A 16528-nucleotide genomic window follows, 5' to 3' on the forward strand; every position below is an offset into this window, starting at 1 on the left:
TCAGGCCTCCCAGCTTGCGACGGCGTCGGCGATCTCCGCGGGCGGGCCGGCCGCGGCCGGCCGCCACGACTCGAGCACGCCGTACGCGATGATGCGCTCCGCCGTCGAATAGAGCGGGTTGCAGCTCGTCAGCGTGATGATGCGGTCGACGGGCTGCAGGTCGGGATGGTGCGGCACGGGCGCCAGCACCTCGACCTTCTCGGGCGTGACGTACTCGAGGTCGCGGAAGCGGTAGGTGTACCAGCCGTCGCGCGTCTGGATGTAGATGGCGTCGCCGAGCTGCAGCTGGTCGATCTCGTGCATCCCGCCGCCGTAGGCGCTCCGGTGCGCGGCGATGGCGAAGTTGCCGACCTCCCCGGGCATCTGCGTGTCGGGATAGTGGCCCACCCCGAGCTCGGTGCTGTTCAGCACGTCGAAGCCGACGCCCTCGGCGACGTTCCGCTGCGAATCCGCCCCGAACCGCGGCACGTACATGACCGCGAACGCCTCCCCGTTCGCGTGGTCGGCCGTGTCGACGACGGGGTCGCCGTAGTCGGCGGGGGCGGGCGGCTCGGCGTCGCCGTGGGCGGCCCGTCCCTGCTCCAGCCATCGGCTGCTGAGGTCGGATGCCGCGTTCGACTGCTGGCCCGCCATGATCGCGTCGTTCCACCACAGCTGCCACCCGAGGAACAGCAGCACCAGCACGCCAGCGGTGACGAGGAGCTCCCCGATCACCCCGACGACGCCGGCGCGGCGACGCCCGCGGGCGTGCCCCGGAGGGCCCGGCGCAGCACCGGATTCGGGCTGCGGAACGGACATGGGAGTGATTCTATTCCCGGAGCGGAGCCCCTCGACTGGGAGTACGCATCCGGCTCGGATAGAATCGCCCGCATGGCACGTACGAAATCATCGAAGCCCGCGCGCGCGGAGCAGGCGAGCGGCGAAGAGGCGCCGAACCCGGTCTGGTTCAAGCCCGTGATGTTCGGCTTCATGCTGCTCGGACTCGCCTGGATCATCGTCTTCTACGTGAGCCAGGGCCGGCTGCCCATCGCCGACCTCGGCTCCTGGAACATCCTCATCGGCTTCGGCATCGCCTTCGTCGGCTTCCTGATGACCACCCGCTGGCGCTAGCCGGCTCCACGCGACCCGAGCGGGCGGATGCTGCGGCATCCGCCCGTTTCGTGTGCCCGCGGATGCCGCGGAGCCTGAGTTCTCCACACGTTGTCCACAGGGGGATACCCCTGTGGATACGCCCGTGTCCCCCGGAATGGCCACAACTACACGCGTGTAACTCTCCCCACCTGTGGACGGAGATGTGGATAACCCTCAGGTGATGGGGAAGAAGAAGTACCGCAGGCTCAGTACGAGCAACAACACGACGAACGCGACCAGCAACCCCACTTGGAGCGCCTGCTGCGACCGCTTGCGGGTCTCGACGAAGATGAGTCCAACGATCGCGCCGCCAACGAGGCCGCCGAGGTGCGCCTGCCAGGCGATGTTGAAACCCGGCACGAATCCGATGACGAGGTTGATGCCCAGCAGCACGAACAGTTGCGTCGCATCGCCGCCGAGTCGGCGCTGGATCACCAGGAACGCGCCCATCAGGCCGAAGATCGCACCGGATGCCCCGACCACCCCCGTGCGCGGATCACCCAGCCAGAGCACCCCGACCGAGCCGGCGAGGCCCGAGACGAGGTAGAGCGTGAGGAAGCGCCATCGCCCGAGCAGTCCCTCGAGCAGCTGCCCGAAGATCCACAGCGTGTACATGTTCAGCAGGACGTGGAAGATCAGGCCGGTCGAGTGCACGAACACCGAGGTGAGCATGCGCCACGGCTCGAAGTTGCCGGGGATCGAGTAGACGCCGGCGTAGAGCAGCCGATCGGTGACTGCGAGCCCGGGGATCAGTTGCAGCACGAACACCGCGAGCGTGATGCCGATGAGCGTATACGTCACCACCGGCGCCCCGCGCCCGGCCGCCGAGCGGGCACGCGTGAGCACCGCCGACTTCGTGCGCGGGGCCGACGCGCGCTGCTCGCGCATGCACTCGGGGCAGATGACGCCGACGGGCGCCTGCGTCTGGCACTCGGGGCAGATCGTGCGGCCGCACCGCTGGCAGAGGATGTAGCTCGGCCGATCGGGGTGCCGGTAGCAGACGTCGGGCCGCTCGGCGTCGCGGTCTTCCCCGGCAGGCTCGGTGCTCACCTGCGGATCAGGCCTCTTCGATCGTGATGCTCTCGATGACGACGTCCTCGAGGGGCTTGTCGCGACCGTCGGTCGGCACGGAGGCGAGCTTCTCGACCACGGCCTGGCTCGCGGCATCCGTCACCTTGCCGAAGATGGTGTGCTTGCCCTGCAGCCACGTGGTCGGGCCGACCGTGATGAAGAACTGCGAGCCGTTGGTGCCGCCGCCCGTGACCCGGTCGCGGCCGGCGTTGGCCATCGCGAGCACGTAGGGCTCGGTGAAGTCGAGCTCGGGGCTGATCTCGTCGTCGAACTGGTAGCCCGGGCCGCCGACGCCCTGGCCGAGCGGGTCGCCGCCCTGGATCATGAAGCCCGGGATGATGCGGTGGAAGATGACGCCGTCGTAGAGCGGGTCGTTCGACGTCGCGCCGGTGCCGGGGTGGGTCCACTCGATCTCGCCCGTCGCGAGGCCGACGAAGTTCTTGACGGTCTTCGGGGCCTGGTGGCCGTAGAGGTCGACCTTGATGGGGCCGTGGTTCGTGTTGATCGTCGCGACTGCGGTGGGATTCGCCATGGCCATTATTCTGTCACGCGCGGATTCGTCAACCGGCATGCAGGATTGCGACTCCCACCCCGTTTCCAGCGGTTTCGGTGGCAAGATGGAGGGGTTCGCTGCACATCGATGGAGGTCGAGATGAGCCTGTCACGCAAGCGCCGCAAGGAACTCAAGCGACTGCGCAGCAGTGCGGAAGAACTCTGGGGGAACCAGCAGCAGGTGCTCGCGCACGCCAACTCGGTCGCACGGGAGGCGAGCCGCCAGCTCGGCCACGTCACCCGTGAAGAGGTCGTTCCGCGCATGCGATCGGGCTACGAGAGCTACGTCCGGCCCGGCATGGACACCGCGCGCGGCTACGCCCGCTCCGCGGGGGACGCCGCCCAGCTCGGCCTGGGCAACGCGCTCGGGTCGCTGCTCGCGATCGGCGACATCGCCAACGACGCACGCGTGCGGCGCGCCGTCGAGCGCGTCTCGCCGCGGGCGGCCGCGGTGGTCGAGCAGAAGAAGGGCCCCGGCGTCGGCACGTACCTCGCGATCGGTGCCGGCATCGTCGCCGCCGTCGGCGTGGCCTACGCCGTCTGGCAGACGTTCCGCGCCGACGACGAGCTCTGGGTCGCCGACGACGAGCCGAGCACGGCGAGCAGCACGCCCGCCGCCTGACCCAGGTCTTCCGCGAAGGGCCCTGTCCTGATCCGATCAGGCGGGGCCCTTCGTCGTCTCCGGCGAGCGCTCGAGCTCAGTGCTGGCACTGAATTCCGAACCGAATCCGACGAATCTGGGAAATCGCCTTGCGTTCCACCTGAGAATCCCGCTAGTCTCAACTCTCGGTCCTGGCAACACGAAACCGGAGAGGAGTTGATACCGATGATGCACATCATTTCGTTCACTGAGCCGCACACGGGAGTCCTCCTCGCGTACCCGGCCTGCTAGCCCGCACCGACACTCGGCGCCTCTGCGCCTGACCGTCACAGCGTTCACTCGAGCGCAGCCCACTCGGGCGTGACACGCGGCATCCGCCGCAGCATCCGTCGACTCGATCGAATCGATCACCCCGACCATCGGATGCCGCGTCGGACAGCAGCCCGGAACCGCTGAGGTTCCCGCCTCGCCGGCGCGCCCTCGCGCGCCCGGAACGTCCTACTGGCGCGCCCTCGCGCCGATCCGTCCGAGGGCTCGCCTCCTGCAGTTCGCACCACCACGGATCGCACCACCCCCGGCCGGCGCCCGTCCGGCCGGGAACCCACCACCTGAAGGAATGATCGTGAATACCACCTCACTCACCGTCGGTTCGGCTCAGCAGAGCCGAGCCACCACCATCAGTGCCCAGGCACGCCGGTTGCGCGAGCGACTGGCCCGCCGCGCCGGCCTCGCGCTGCTCGCGTGGAGCCGTCGCCAAGAGGAGCGTCGGAGCACCGACGCCGTGACCCTGCGCCGCCAGACCGAGCAGGACGCCACCCGCGCCCACGACGAGCAGTACCGTCGCCTCGCGCTGGGCGGCGCCGGCCTCCTCTGATCATGGGCACCGTACACACCGAGCCCCCGCGGAACCATCCCGCATCTCGGGACGCCATCCCGCTCGGCGGGGATGTGCTCCGCGGGGGTCTCGGCAACGCACGACGGCGACGTCGAGAGGGCATCGGCCGCACGGGCCGGTGTGCTGTCGTCGTCGCCGTCGTCGCGGCTGCCGGGCCGATGCTCAGGGGGCGGCGGGCGGGAAGCCGTCCGCCGGCTCCTGGGCATGCAGCCGCAGCGCGATGTCGAGCAGGCTCACCCGCTTCAGCCGGGCGACCTCGGCCAGCGGGAACCACCGGGCATCGTCGCTCGAACCGCCGACCTCGCTGCGCAGCTCGCCGCCGGTCACCGTCGCGCGGTACACGACCCGCATCGCGTAGAGCGGCACGTCGCCCGAGTGCCGCCGCTCGGCGGGCACGACCATCGTGTCGATGCCGAGCAGCCGGTCGACGGATGCCTCGTACCCCGTCTCCTCGAAGATCTCGCGCCGGACCGCCTCGACCGGGTGCTCCGAGCCCTCGATCCCGCCGCCCGGCAGCGTCCACCCGGACCGGCCGTGCTCGTTCCAGTGCGCGAGCAGGATCTCGCCGTCGCGGATGATCACGCCATACGCGGCGATGCGGATGTCCATCCGGCCACTGTACGTCAGGGGCCATCGGGATCACCCCACCCAGACCACCCAGCCGCCGTGCGGCAGGATCGGGATCGCAGCGACGAGGTACTCCTCCACCCCGTCGATATCGGTCAGGACGCCGAACGTCGCGTCGCTGAACCGCAGAACGCCGCGGTCGTCGGGTCCGCTGAGCGGCAGCCGGGTCTGCGCCCACAGCCTGAGCATGCCCGCCTTGTCGAGGAGGACGCACTCGACGCCCGGACCCGGCGCGCTGTGGAACCCTGCCAGGCCGGCGAAGTTCCCGTCCTCGTCGAGGAAGTCGTCGGTGAAGCTGCGGACGATGCCGTCCCTGAGCACCTCATGAGCTGCGCCCGAGACGCGGTCGATGATGTCGGGGACGTCGAGGAGCAGTTGGTCGGGGCTCGGATTCGGCGCTGTGTTGACCAGGCAGAGTGCGTACGAGGTCGGTCGGTAGAGCGCCGCCGCGGTCGGCGACCAGAAGCTGGATTCGATGTTGTCGGGTTCGCCCAGGACGGCCGCGAAGTTGACGGCCCCCGACTGCACGAGGCGCAGGCCGAACGGGCTGAGGTGCCGCTGGATGATCCCGTACGAGACGCTGCCCTCGGACGTGAGGAGCCGCCCGTTGTCGTGCCGGAGCACGACGCGCCCGTCCCCGTACACGTAGATCCACCCGATACGCAACCGGCTCCACGCCGCGATGATGTTCGCGTCGTCCTCGTCATGCCCGCTCACGTCGGCCCGCTCGGCCGCCGCGGCAGGTGCCTGGCCGGCCGTGTCAGATGCCCCGACGAGGGCCAGCGCCCCCACGCTCGCGTAGGCGACCACCGCCGCGACGGCCGCGACGACATACCCCGTGCGCCACCGGCGGCGTGCGGGACTCGAGTGCGTGCGGTCGATCCGCGTCGGTCCCCCTCTTCCGACGCCATCCTCGCATTGTTGCCTTCGATCGGCGAGGGTCGGTCAGCCCCGCCGGATCAGGGACCGGGCGGGGTCGTGTCGAACTCGAACGACCCGATGACCTCGGTCGAGGCCGCCAGGTGGTCGTCCCACCCTTCGGCCGCTGCGGAGTAGACGACGATCATGACCGTGGCGTACATTCCGCTCGGGAGGCCGGCCACGTCGAGGACGATGATCCGCCACTGCTCTCCGGGCTCGGCGCCCCAGGAGATGAAGCCCTGGGAGTACAGGATCGGCACGTAGGGCCCGCCGCCTCCACAGTTCGCCGTCCAATCGGGGTCGATGACGAGGTCGATCTGCTGCCCCGAGAGTCCGCCGACGGTGATCGGAACGGGTTCCTCCGTGCTCAGCCCCCGCCGGGTCGCGAGGGTGCCCACGATGTCGTCCGCCGTCCACCCCACTTCCGGTGCGGCCGCATCACTGCAGTCCTCGGCCGCCGCCTCGATGTTGGGGAAGACGTTGAGGAAGATGGGGGGGTACCCACCGCTTCGGATCAGCTCGCGGTTCTCGGACGTGTCGGGCACGAGCGTGAGCTGTCCGTCGGCCGCAGGCTCGGTGAGCCACCCGTCGGGGGCCGTGAAGGTGAGCGGAGGCCAGAAGCTCGGGGCTGAATGCGTTCCCGACGGGAGGACGGTCAACGGGGAATCCGACGGGAGGGGCGGCGCGGGGGATGTCGACTCGTCCTCGGTCGTCGCGGCGATCGGATCCGGTGCAGCTCCGCCGGCAGCGGCACACCCCGACAGGGCGACGAGGAGGATCCCCGCTGCGGCGACGAGTGACGCGTTCATCGTGACCTCCTGACGGTACTCATTCCCGCTCATGGTCGGCGTTCAGCCGCCCCACAGGACCCAGCCGCCGTGGGGCATGATCGGGATCGAGATCAGGATCATCTCGCTGCCGTCGATCCCGTCCATGGTCGCGAACGCCGAATCGTCGGCGCGGAATCGGACGTCCTGCTCGGTCTGGCCGAGATCCGGACGGGTGTGCCCCCAGACGGCACGGATCAGGTCCGCGCTCATCACGTAACAGTCCACCCCGGGTCCGGGATCGCCATGATGGCCGTCGATCCCGACGAAGCGCCCGTCCTCGTCCAAGACGGGTTGGGTGAAGCTCCGCACGTCGGCGTGCTCGAGGAGCGCGCGGACCGGAAGCGGGAGATTCATGGCTATCGTGCCGACGTCAGTCAGGAAGTCCGGTTCGGGAGCGGGTACCGTCGCGAGGTGGCACAACGCGTACTCCGTCGCTCGGTAAGCGCTGGAGCGCTCGTCGGACCACGCCTCAGCGGGGACGGTCCAGGCCGGCCCGACGAGCTCCTCAGCATCGAAGACCCCATTGCTGAAGAGCGTCCGGCCGAGTGGGCTCAGGTGGCGTGCGTGGATCGGCGGTCGATCCGGGTAGGAGAGCACTAAACCGTCGTCGTACACGTATGCCCAGCCGACGTGGATCCTGGCCCATCGATCCATCACGGTCGCTGTGGTCGCCCGAGCATCCGCTGCCAGTGGCCCGTTGGGTTCGGGCGCCGCGACCCGACTTCCAGCCGTGCCGGAGAAGAACGCTGCGATGCCTCCAGCGACGAAAACGGTGGATGCCACGACGATGAGCGTGATCCGACTCCGGCGCTGGCGTGCACGATGACGTGCGTCGGAGATCGCACCGTCCTCGACGACGGGCGGAGCATCGACGAAGGAGTCAACGGCGCTCTCGGCTATGGCCGAGTGCGTGCTGGAGACCGGACCGTCATCGTCGACGGAAGGGGGCACGTGTTCGGAGGTGGTGGTGCTCATGTTGCCTGCTCCTACCAATGACGATATTATCATTAGCACCATGATCGATGTCAAGCTCGATCGGAACGATCGGACCGACCTCTACGAGCAGGTGGCCGCCGAGATCCGTCGGTCGATCGCAGATGGCGAGGCTCTGCCGGGTGATCGCCTGCCTCCCGCGAAGGACCTCGCAGCAGTGCTCGACGTCAACACGAACACGGTGCTGCGGGCCCTCCGACTCCTACGAGACGAGGGGCTGCTCGAGTTCCGCCGAGGACGAGGCATCTCCGTGGCGGCCGCTCCCGAGCGCGGCGCGGTGCTCCAGCGCACGCGCGAGCTCGTGGCGTTCGCGCGCCGGCAGGGCTACAGCACGGAGGAACTCATCGACATGATCGTCGCGATTCCCTGAGACGAATGCGGCTCGCCTGGCGGTGGCTGGCGAGCCGATGAGTACGGGGTGGAGCCTAGGAGATTCGAACTCCTGACATCCTGCTTGCAAAGCAGGCGCTCTACCAACTGAGCTAAGGCCCCCGAGCGGATGTCGCGGCATCCGCGGGTGTGGAGTTGTGGAGTGGGGATACGAGGACTTGAACCTCGGACCTCTTCGTTATCAGCGAAGCGCTCTAACCGCCTGAGCTATATCCCCGAATTTCGGCCGAAGGAAAGACTACCCGACGGTGCGGGAATCTCCGAATCGAGCCGAGGTCGGCGTCAGTTGTTGGTGAAGCCGACCAGCAGGCCGCCCGTGATCTTGACGCTGAGGTTGTAGAGCACGGCCACGATCGCGCCGAGCGCGGTGGTCACGACCAGGTTGAGCAGCGCCGCGACGACCGCGAAGCCCATGACGTTGCCGAGCGAGAGCACGGCGGTCAGGTCGCCGCTCGAGCCGGCCACGTCCTGCACGAGCGAGTTGACCTGCTCGAAGATGCCGGTCGAGCTCAGCACCGTGTGGATCAGGAAGGTCACGACGATGCTGATGACCGCGAAGCACACGGCCACGAGGAAGGACAGCTTCACCGCCGACCAGAAGTCGATGTAGACGAGGCGCAGGCGCACCTGCTTGGCCGGGGGCCGGCGGTTCGACTTGCGGGCCAGCTTCTCGGCGACGCTACTCATTGACGGTTACTCCTCTCGCGCGGGCTCGGCCGCTTCGGACTCTGCGGCCTCCTCCACGAGATTCCGTTCGGAATTCCTCGCGATGGCGATGATCCGGTCGTCGTCCGCGAACTTCGCGAACACGACGCCCATCGTGTCCCTGCCCTTGGCGGGAACCTCGGCGACGTCAGAGCGTACCACCTTGCCGCTGGCAAGAACCACAAGGACCTCGTCGCCTCGGGAGGCGATGAGGGCGCCGGCCAGGTCGCCGCGGTCCTCGCTGAGCTTGGCCACCTTGATGCCGAGTCCGCCGCGCTGCTGCTTGCGGTAGTCCTCGACCCGGGTGCGCTTCGCGTAGCCGCCCTCGGTGACGACGAACACGTAGGTGTCGCTCGGGCTGAGCTTCTGGCCGTTGTCCTCGGCGGATGCGTCGACGGCCTCGATCTCGGCCTCGTTGCCGTTCGATCCGGGCACGACGGATGCCTCGAGCAGGCTGTCGCCCGAGCGGAACGACATGCCCTTCACGCCCGACGTCGACCGGCCCATGGGGCGGAGCGCGTCATCCGTCGCCTCGAACCGGAGGGACATGCCCTTGCGCGACACGAGCAGGATCTCGTCGTGCTCGTCGACCAGCATCGCCGAGACGAGCTCGTCGCCCTCGCGGAGGTTGATCGCGATGATGCCGCGCGAGCGGTTGGTGTCGTAGGCGGTGAGATCGGTCTTCTTCACGAGCCCGTCGCGCGTGGCGAGCACGAGGTACGTCGCCACCTCGTAGTCGCGGATGTCGAGGATCTCGGCGATCTGCTCGTCGGGCTGCATCTCGAGCAGGTTGGCGACGTGCTGGCCCTTGGCGTCGCGGCCGCCCTCCTGGATCTCGTACGCCTTGGCGCGGTAGACGCGGCCCATGTTCGTGAAGAAGAGGAGCCAGTGGTGCGTCGTCGTGACGAAGAAATGCTCCACCACGTCGTCGGCGCGCAGCTGCGCCCCCTTCACCCCCTTGCCGCCGCGGTGCTGCGAGCGGTAGTTGTCGCTGCGGGTGCGCTTGACGTAGCCGCCGCGCGTGACGGTGACGACCATCTCCTCCTCGGGAATCAGGTCTTCGACCGACATGTCGCCGTCGAAGCCCGGGAGGATGTGCGTGCGCCGGTCGTCGCCGTACTTCGCGGCGATCTCGGCGAGCTCGTCGGAGATGATGCTGCGCTGACGGGTCGGGCTCGCGAGGATCGCGTTGTAGTCTGCGATCTTCGTCTCGAGCTCGGATGCCTCGTCCATGATCTTCTGGCGCTCGAGGGCCGCGAGGCGACGGAGCTGCAGGTCGAGGATGGCGCGCGCCTGCACCTCGTCGACGCCGAGCAGGTCGATGAGGCCGTCGCGCGCGTCCTCGACCGTCGGCGAGCGGCGGATGAGGGCGATGACCTCGTCGAGCGCGTCGAGCGCCTTGAGGTAGCCGCGCAGGATGTGCATCCGCTCCTCGGCCTGACGCAGGCGGAACTGGGTGCGGCGAACGATGACGTCGATCTGGTGGTCGACCCAGTGCGCGATGAAGCCGTCGATCGAGAGGGTTCGCGGCACGCCGTCGACGATCGCGAGCATGTTGGCACCGAAGTTGTCCTGCAACTGCGTGTGCTTGTACAGGTTGTTGAGCACGACCTTCGCCACCGCGTCGCGCTTCAGCACGATCACGAGGCGCTGGCCGGTGCGGCCCGAGGTCTCGTCGCGGATGTCGGCGATGCCCGCGATCTTGCCGTCCTTCACGAGGTCGGCGATCTTGATCGCGAGGTTGTCGGGGTTCACCTGGTAGGGCAGCTCGGTGACGACGAGGCAGGTGCGGCCCTGGATCTCCTCGACGTTGACGACGGCGCGCATGGTGATCGACCCGCGACCGGTGCGGTAGGCGTCGTTGATGCCCTTCACGCCGAGGATCTGCGCGCCGGTCGGGAAGTCGGGCCCCTTGATGCGCTGGATGAGCGCCTCCTGGAGCTCCTCGCGCGAGGCGTCGGGGTGCTCGAGGAACCACTGCGCGCCGGACGCGACCTCGCGGAGGTTGTGCGGCGGGATGTTCGTCGCCATGCCGACGGCGATGCCGACGGACCCGTTGACGAGCAGGTTCGGGAACCGGCTCGGCAGGACGGTCGGCTCCTGGGTGCGGCCGTCGTAGTTGTCCTGGAAGTCGACGGTCTCCTCGTCGATGTCCCGCACCATCTCCATGGCGAGCGGGGCCATCTTCGTTTCGGTGTACCGGTGCGCCGCGGCGCCGTCGTTGCCGGGTGAGCCGAAGTTGCCCTGGCCGAGCGCGAGCGGGTACCGCAGGCTCCACGGCTGCACGAGGCGCACGAGCGAGTCGTACACCGCGGTGTCGCCGTGCGGGTGGAACTGGCCCATGACGTCGCCGATGATGCGGGTGCACTTCGAGAACGCGCGGTCGGGTCGGTAGCCGCCGTCGTACATCGTGTAGATGACGCGGCGGTGCACGGGCTTCAGTCCGTCGCGCACGTCGGGCAGCGCACGACCGATGATCACGCTCATCGCGTAGTCGAGGTACGACCGCTGCATCTCGAGCTGCAGGTCGACCTGGTCGATCCGACCGTGGATGCCGAAGCCCTCGCCGTCGCCGCCGGGGTTGATCACGTCAGATGTCAAGGAAACGCACGTCCTTCGCGTTCTTCTGGATGAAGCTGCGGCGGCTCTCGACGTCGTCGCCCATCAGCGTGGAGAAGATCTCGTCTGCCGCGGCCGCATCGTCGACCGTGACCTGCAGCAGCGTGCGGGTCTCGGGGTTCATCGTCGTGTCCCACAGCTCCTGGTGGTTCATCTCGCCGAGGCCCTTGTAGCGCTGCACGCCGTTCTCCTTGGCGATGCGCTTGCCCTCGGCCAGGCCGGCCGTGAGCAACGCGTCGCGCTCGCGGTCGGAGTAGACGTACTCGTGTTCGGCGTTCGTCCACTTCAGCCGGTAGAGCGGGGGCTGCGCGAGGTACACGTAGCCCATCTCGATGAGCGGCCGCATGTAGCGGAACAGCAGGGTGAGCAGCAGGGTCGTGATGTGCTGGCCGTCGACGTCGGCGTCGGCCATGAGCACGATCTTGTGGTACCTGGCCTTCTCGGCGTTGAAGTCCTCGCCGATGCCGGTTCCGAATGCGGTGATCATCGCCTGGATCTCGGCGTTGCCGAGCGCCCGATCGAGTCGTGCCTTCTCCACATTGAGGATCTTGCCGCGCAGCGGCAGGATCGCCTGGGTCTCGGGGTTGCGACCCGTCTTGGCGGAGCCGCCGGCCGAGTCGCCCTCGACGAGGAAGATCTCGGAGATCGTCGGGTCCTTGCTCGTGCAGTCGGAGAGCTTGCCGGGCATGCCGCTCGACTCGAGGAAGCCCTTGCGTCGGGTGGCCTCGCGCGCCTTGCGGGCGGCGATGCGGGCCGTAGCCGCCTGGATCGCCTTGCGGATGATGTCACGCGCCTGGTTGGGGTTGCGCTCGAACCAGTCGCCGAGCTGGTCGCCCGTGACCTTCTGCACGAACGACTTGGCCTCGGTGTTGCCGAGCTTCGTCTTGGTCTGGCCCTCGAACTGCGGCTCGGACAGCTTCACCGAGATGACCGCCGTGAGGCCCTCGCGCACATCGTCGCCCGAGAGGTTGTCGTCCTTCTCCTTGAGGATGCCCTTCTCGCGGGCGTAGCGGTTGATGAGCGTGGTGAGCGCCGCACGGAACCCCTCCTCGTGCGTGCCGCCCTCGTGCGTGTTGATCGTGTTCGCATAGGTGTGCACTGACTCGGTGTACGCGGTGGTCCACTGCATCGCCACCTCGAGCGCGATCTTGCGCTCGGTGTCCTCGGATTCGAACGAGATGATCTCGTCGTTCACGAGGTCGGCCTTCTTCGAGCGATTGAGGTACTCGACGTAGTCGACGAGGCCGCGCTCGTAGAGGAAGGTGTCGGAACGCGGCTCGGGGGCATCCGCCTCGGTCTCGGCCGTATCTGCGGGGTCGATCTCGACGTGCCCGACGCGCAGGTCGGTGAGGGTGATCCGCAGGCCCTTGTTGAGGAACGCGTACTGCTGGAAGCGGGTGCGCAGCGTCTCGTAGTCGAACTCGACGGTCTCGAAGATGTCGGGACTCGGCCAGAAGGTGATCGTCGTGCCGGTGGCCTCGGATGCCTCGTCCTGCGAGAGCGGGGCATCGGGAACGCCGACCGTGTAGGACTGGCGCCACACGTGGCCCTGCCGCTTCACCTCGACCTCGAGGCGCGACGAGAGGGCGTTGACGACGGATGACCCGACGCCGTGCAGTCCGCCGGACACCGCGTACCCGCCGCCGCCGAACTTGCCGCCGGCGTGCAGCACCGTGAGCACGACCTCGACCGTCGAACGGCCCTCGGTCTTGTGGATGTCGACGGGGATGCCGCGGCCGTTGTCGATCACGCGGATGGCGCCGTCGGGCAGGATCGTCACGTCGATGTCGTCGGCGAAGCCCGCGAGCGCCTCGTCGACCGAGTTGTCGACGATCTCGTAGACGAGGTGGTGGAGACCCCGTGGCCCGGTCGAACCGATGTACATACCGGGGCGCTTGCGAACCGCTTCGAGGCCCTCGAGAACCTGGATCGCGTCTGCACCGTATTCAGGCGTCTGCTGGGCCTTCGTCGGTTCCGCTGTCATGGGTGAATCGGGCTCCTGACCGTCGTTCTGGCGACTCTCAATCCTATCAAACGGAGGGTCGCCACCGGCCCGGAAGCGCCGATCTGAGGCGATGACGCAGGCGAAGTGACCGAATTTGCCACCTCAACCGTAGGTATCGCGTGGACCACGCCCTGGAACCGATCTGGGACCCCTTTTCCAGGTGGGGGCATCGGGTCCTTGGAAGCGGATCGTCTCGACCCCCGCTCCCGGGTACCGGTCGAGGATGCGCGTGACGAGCTCGGAGCGCATCAGCCGGAGCTGCGTCGCCCATGCCGTCGACTCGCAGCGCACCTGCAGCACGCCGTTTTCGATGGCGATCGCCTCGGAGTGCCGCGCGATCTCCTCGCCGGCGACGTCGGCCCAGGAAGCGAGCACCTCGTGCTGCGAGAGCGGTGCGGTCCAGCCGAGCTGGCTGGTGAGCCCGTCGATGGCGTCGGCGAGCGGCTTCGGGTCGCGTCCGGGGGTGAACGGCTCGCTGCCGGTCGTGTCGCGGGTGCGGCCTCGCGCGCGACCGGGCCGCGGCCGGGTGTCGCCGAAGATCTCACGGAAGTGCTGGTAGACGCGCGCGGCCTCGGAGCGCTCGGGGGCCTCAGGCATCCGTCGTCGCCTCCTCCTCGAGGATGCGGCCGGCGTCGATGTGCACGATGCGGGCGGTGAGCGGCTCGGGAACGTCCTCGAGCACGGCCGCGGTCACGAGCACCTGCTCGAATCCGCCGATCGCCGCGGCCAGGCGCTCCCGGCGCAGCCGGTCGAGTTCGGCGAAGACGTCGTCGAGCACGAGCACCGGGTCGCCGGTGGTCGAGTCCCGGCGGAGCAGCTCGGCGGATGCCAGGCGCAGCGCGAGCGCGAACGACCACGACTCGCCGTGGCTGGCGTACCCCTTCGCGGGCAGGCCGTTGAGGAGCAGCACCACGTCGTCGCGGTGCGGACCGGCGAGTGTGATCCCCCGCTCGAGCTCCTTCGGCCGCAGGTTGCGGATCGCCTCGGCGAAGCGGACGGCCGTGGCGGATGCCCCGTCGCCGGCGATCGCGGTGCTGGCTTCGGATGCCGCGGCAGACCTCGGCGCGGCATCCGCCGGGGTCTCGGCTTCGGGGTCGGCCCCGTCGATCGAGAGAAGGGGACGCAGTTCGGGGGCGTGATCGGCATCGACGATGGAGTGGTAGGCAGCGGCCAGCGGCGCGGCCAGCTCCCGGACGAGCGCCACCCGCTGGTCGATGAGCTCGGAGCCGAGCTGCACGAGCCGCTCGTCCCAGATGTCGAGTGTCGGGAGCTGCGCCGCGGCGAGGCCTCGGGCACGGGCGCTCTTCAGGAGCGAGTTGCGCTGCTTCAGCACCCGCTCGTAGTCGGCCATGACGCCCGCGAGGCGCGGAGTGCGTTGCACGAGCAGCTCGTCGAGCAGGCGGCGGCGCACGGAGGGCTCGCCGCGGACGATCGCGAGGTCTTCGGGGGCGAAGAGCACGCTGTGCGCGTAGCGTGGCAGCTCGCGGGTCTTCACCGGTGATCGGTTGAGTTGCGCCCGATTGGCGCCCTGGCGGTTCAGCTGCAGCTCGATGAGGAGCTCGCGGTCGCCGTGGGCGAGCAGGGCGCGGACGATCGCGGCATCCGCTCCGGCCCGGATGAGCGCCTGGTCACCCGAGACGCGATGGGACCCGAGCGTCGCGAGGTAGCCAATCGACTCGACGAGGTTGGTCTTGCCCTGCCCGTTGCGGCCGACGAACACGGTGGCGCCGGGACCGAGCATGAGCTCGGCGCGCTCGTAGTTGCGGTAGTCGGTGAGGGAGAGGCGGGCGACGTGCACGCTGGACTCCCTTCCTCGGCCGGACGCCTCAACGCTACCCGCGCCGACCGACTCAGGTGGTCGGGCGCAGCGTCACCGCAGCAGCAGGTTCGGCTGCAGCAGGTAGCGGTACGTGTCGGCGCCGGCCTGGTCGCGCGACGTCTGGCTCGTGATGAGCACGGGGCCCGGCTTGTTGGGGTTCTCGGTCTTGGTGAAGGAGATGCGCACGAACTCCGAGTGCACCGCGCCGAGGCCGTCGAGCAGGAACTGCGGCTTGAGCGACACGACCGTGTCGTCGCCCGTGAGGATGGCGTCGATCGTCTCGGAGGCCTGGGCCTGCTCGCTGCCGATCGCCTCGAGCGTGAGTCCGTCGGCGGTGAAGCTGTAGCGGAGCGCGGCCTCGCGCTCGAGCACGAGCGCCACGCGACGGGTGGCCTCGATGAGCTCGGCCGTGTTCATGACCGCGTAGTTGTCGACGGTCTCGGGGAAGAGCCGACGCACGGGCGGGAAGTTGCCCTTGATGAGGAGGGACGTCACGGTCTTGCGGTCGGCGCTGAACGCGATGAGCTCGCGATCGTCACGGCTGGTGATCGCGACCGAGATGGTGCCCGAGTGCCCGAAGGTCTTGCCGACCTCCTGCAGGGTGCGGGCAGGCACGAGCGCCGCGAGCGTCTCCTCGGAGGCGACACCGCCGCCGTCCCAGTCGATCTCGCGGATCGCGACGCGATAGCGGTCGGTCGCGACGAGGCTGAGGTTGTTCTCGCGCACCTCGAGCTGCACGCCGGTGATCACGGGGGTCACGTCGTCTCGGGATGCCGCGACGGCGACCTGCGCGACGGCCGTTGCGAACTCCTCGGCCGGGACCACGCCCGACTCGGTGCCCACCTCGGGAATCGACGGGTATTCCTCGACCGGCATCGAGAGCAGGGTGAAGCTCGCGGAGCCGCAGGTCACGGAGATGCGGGACTCCTCGGTCGCGACGTGCACGGGCGCGTTCGGCAGGCGGCCGGCGATCTCCGCGAGGAGTCGGCCCGAGACCAGGACGGTGCCCCCCTCCTCGACGTCGGCCTGGATCTCGGTCTGCGACGAGACCTCGTAGTCGAAGGAGGAGAGCACGAGGCCGTCGTCGTTCGCCTGGATCAGCACGCCGGAGAGGATGGGCAGCGTCGTGCGCTGCGGCAGGAGCTTGACGGCGAAGGACACGGCCTCACTGAAGACGTCGCGATTGACCTGGAACTTCACGGTTCTCCCGTCGTCGTGCTGCTGGCTGGCTCACCCATGCTATCCGGACTGTTCCGCACGGTGTCGGGACATTCCGTGTGCGCTCGGGCGTCGACACTGCGGTCGCGAGCGACAGGTCGACGTGGTGGGGCGCGGCGCACGCCCTGGGTCCGCGTGCATCGAGGTGAGC

17 protein-coding genes and 2 tRNA genes are annotated in these 16528 nt (G+C 68.7%); 4 read left to right on the forward strand and 15 right to left on the reverse strand.

Annotated features, from left to right (window positions below; genetic code table 11):
* Positions 1-798, reverse strand: a complete 798-nt coding sequence (locus tag ACWEOH_RS08095; RefSeq protein ID WP_452029860.1) for a class E sortase — start codon at positions 796-798, stop codon at positions 1-3.
* A 72-nt stretch (positions 799-870) separates the two neighbouring features.
* Here ACWEOH_RS08095 and ACWEOH_RS08100 point away from each other — a divergent pair, with 72 nt between their 5' ends.
* Complete coding sequence (locus ACWEOH_RS08100; RefSeq protein WP_148733012.1) at positions 871-1110, forward strand: cell division protein CrgA; 240 nt, start codon at positions 871-873, stop codon at positions 1108-1110.
* A gap of 195 nt (positions 1111-1305) precedes the next feature.
* On the opposite strand, the gene ACWEOH_RS08105 is transcribed toward ACWEOH_RS08100, so the two are convergent.
* The gene (locus tag ACWEOH_RS08105; protein ID WP_452029862.1) at positions 1306-2181 is read right to left on the reverse strand and encodes a rhomboid family intramembrane serine protease; all 876 of its coding nucleotides are present in this window, start codon (positions 2179-2181) and stop codon (positions 1306-1308) included.
* A 7-nt stretch (positions 2182-2188) separates the two neighbouring features.
* Positions 2189-2734: a peptidylprolyl isomerase gene (locus ACWEOH_RS08110; RefSeq protein ID WP_148733014.1), complete on the reverse strand. Its 546-nt coding sequence runs from the start codon at positions 2732-2734 to the stop codon at positions 2189-2191.
* A gap of 120 nt (positions 2735-2854) precedes the next feature.
* On the opposite strand from ACWEOH_RS08110, the gene ACWEOH_RS08115 reads away from it, so the two are divergent.
* Positions 2855-3376, forward strand: a complete 522-nt coding sequence (locus tag ACWEOH_RS08115; protein ID WP_452029864.1) for a hypothetical protein — start codon at positions 2855-2857, stop codon at positions 3374-3376.
* Positions 3377-3977: 601 nt separating this feature from the next.
* A complete protein-coding gene (locus ACWEOH_RS08120) occupies positions 3978-4229 on the forward strand; it encodes a hypothetical protein (RefSeq protein ID WP_452029866.1) in 252 nt (83 codons plus the stop codon).
* Between the two features lie 183 nt (positions 4230-4412).
* Here the strand turns inward: ACWEOH_RS08120 and ACWEOH_RS08125 are convergent, their stop codons facing one another.
* The 4 genes from ACWEOH_RS08125 to ACWEOH_RS08140 form a co-directional block, all read right to left on the reverse strand.
* Positions 4413-4859, reverse strand: a complete 447-nt coding sequence (locus tag ACWEOH_RS08125) for an NUDIX hydrolase (RefSeq protein ID WP_452029868.1) — start codon at positions 4857-4859, stop codon at positions 4413-4415.
* A 30-nt stretch (positions 4860-4889) separates the two neighbouring features.
* Complete coding sequence (locus ACWEOH_RS08130) at positions 4890-5669, reverse strand: hypothetical protein (RefSeq protein ID WP_452029870.1); 780 nt, start codon at positions 5667-5669, stop codon at positions 4890-4892.
* A 167-nt stretch (positions 5670-5836) separates the two neighbouring features.
* Positions 5837-6457 (reverse strand): hypothetical protein, encoded by a 621-nt coding sequence (locus tag ACWEOH_RS08135; RefSeq protein ID WP_452029872.1) that lies wholly within the window; start codon positions 6455-6457, stop codon positions 5837-5839.
* Between the two features lie 192 nt (positions 6458-6649).
* A complete protein-coding gene (locus ACWEOH_RS08140; protein WP_452029874.1) occupies positions 6650-7603 on the reverse strand; it encodes a hypothetical protein in 954 nt (317 codons plus the stop codon).
* Positions 7604-7643: 40 nt separating this feature from the next.
* Between ACWEOH_RS08140 and ACWEOH_RS08145 the strand changes: the two genes are divergently transcribed.
* Positions 7644-7991 carry a GntR family transcriptional regulator gene (locus ACWEOH_RS08145; RefSeq protein WP_452029876.1) on the forward strand — a complete coding sequence of 116 codons (348 nt, stop codon included), beginning with the start codon at positions 7644-7646 and terminating at the stop codon, positions 7989-7991.
* A 49-nt stretch (positions 7992-8040) separates the two neighbouring features.
* On the opposite strand, the gene ACWEOH_RS08150 is transcribed toward ACWEOH_RS08145, so the two are convergent.
* From ACWEOH_RS08150 to dnaN, 8 genes are all read right to left on the reverse strand, one after another.
* Positions 8041-8113: transfer RNA gene (locus ACWEOH_RS08150), tRNA-Ala, on the reverse strand.
* A 41-nt stretch (positions 8114-8154) separates the two neighbouring features.
* Positions 8155-8228: transfer RNA gene (locus ACWEOH_RS08155), tRNA-Ile, on the reverse strand.
* A 65-nt stretch (positions 8229-8293) separates the two neighbouring features.
* Positions 8294-8698 (reverse strand): DUF3566 domain-containing protein, encoded by a 405-nt coding sequence (locus ACWEOH_RS08160; protein ID WP_148733021.1) that lies wholly within the window; start codon positions 8696-8698, stop codon positions 8294-8296.
* Positions 8699-8704: 6 nt separating this feature from the next.
* A complete protein-coding gene (gyrA, locus tag ACWEOH_RS08165) occupies positions 8705-11230 on the reverse strand; it encodes a DNA gyrase subunit A (protein ID WP_238476360.1) in 2526 nt (841 codons plus the stop codon).
* Positions 11231-11306: 76 nt separating this feature from the next.
* Positions 11307-13319 carry a DNA topoisomerase (ATP-hydrolyzing) subunit B gene (gyrB, locus tag ACWEOH_RS08170; protein WP_452029878.1) on the reverse strand — a complete coding sequence of 671 codons (2013 nt, stop codon included), beginning with the start codon at positions 13317-13319 and terminating at the stop codon, positions 11307-11309.
* A gap of 123 nt (positions 13320-13442) precedes the next feature.
* Positions 13443-13937 carry a DUF721 domain-containing protein gene (locus ACWEOH_RS08175; RefSeq protein ID WP_452029880.1) on the reverse strand — a complete coding sequence of 165 codons (495 nt, stop codon included), beginning with the start codon at positions 13935-13937 and terminating at the stop codon, positions 13443-13445.
* Positions 13930-15138 (reverse strand): DNA replication/repair protein RecF, encoded by a 1209-nt coding sequence (recF, locus tag ACWEOH_RS08180; RefSeq protein ID WP_452029882.1) that lies wholly within the window; start codon positions 15136-15138, stop codon positions 13930-13932. The genes ACWEOH_RS08175 and recF overlap by 8 nt, the downstream gene beginning before the upstream one ends.
* Positions 15139-15210: 72 nt before the next feature.
* Positions 15211-16359 carry a DNA polymerase III subunit beta gene (gene dnaN, locus ACWEOH_RS08185; protein WP_452029884.1) on the reverse strand — a complete coding sequence of 383 codons (1149 nt, stop codon included), beginning with the start codon at positions 16357-16359 and terminating at the stop codon, positions 15211-15213.
* Positions 16360-16528: the final 169 nt, after the last annotated feature.

It is taken from the genome of Agromyces sp. NPDC004153, from assembly GCF_053603635.1.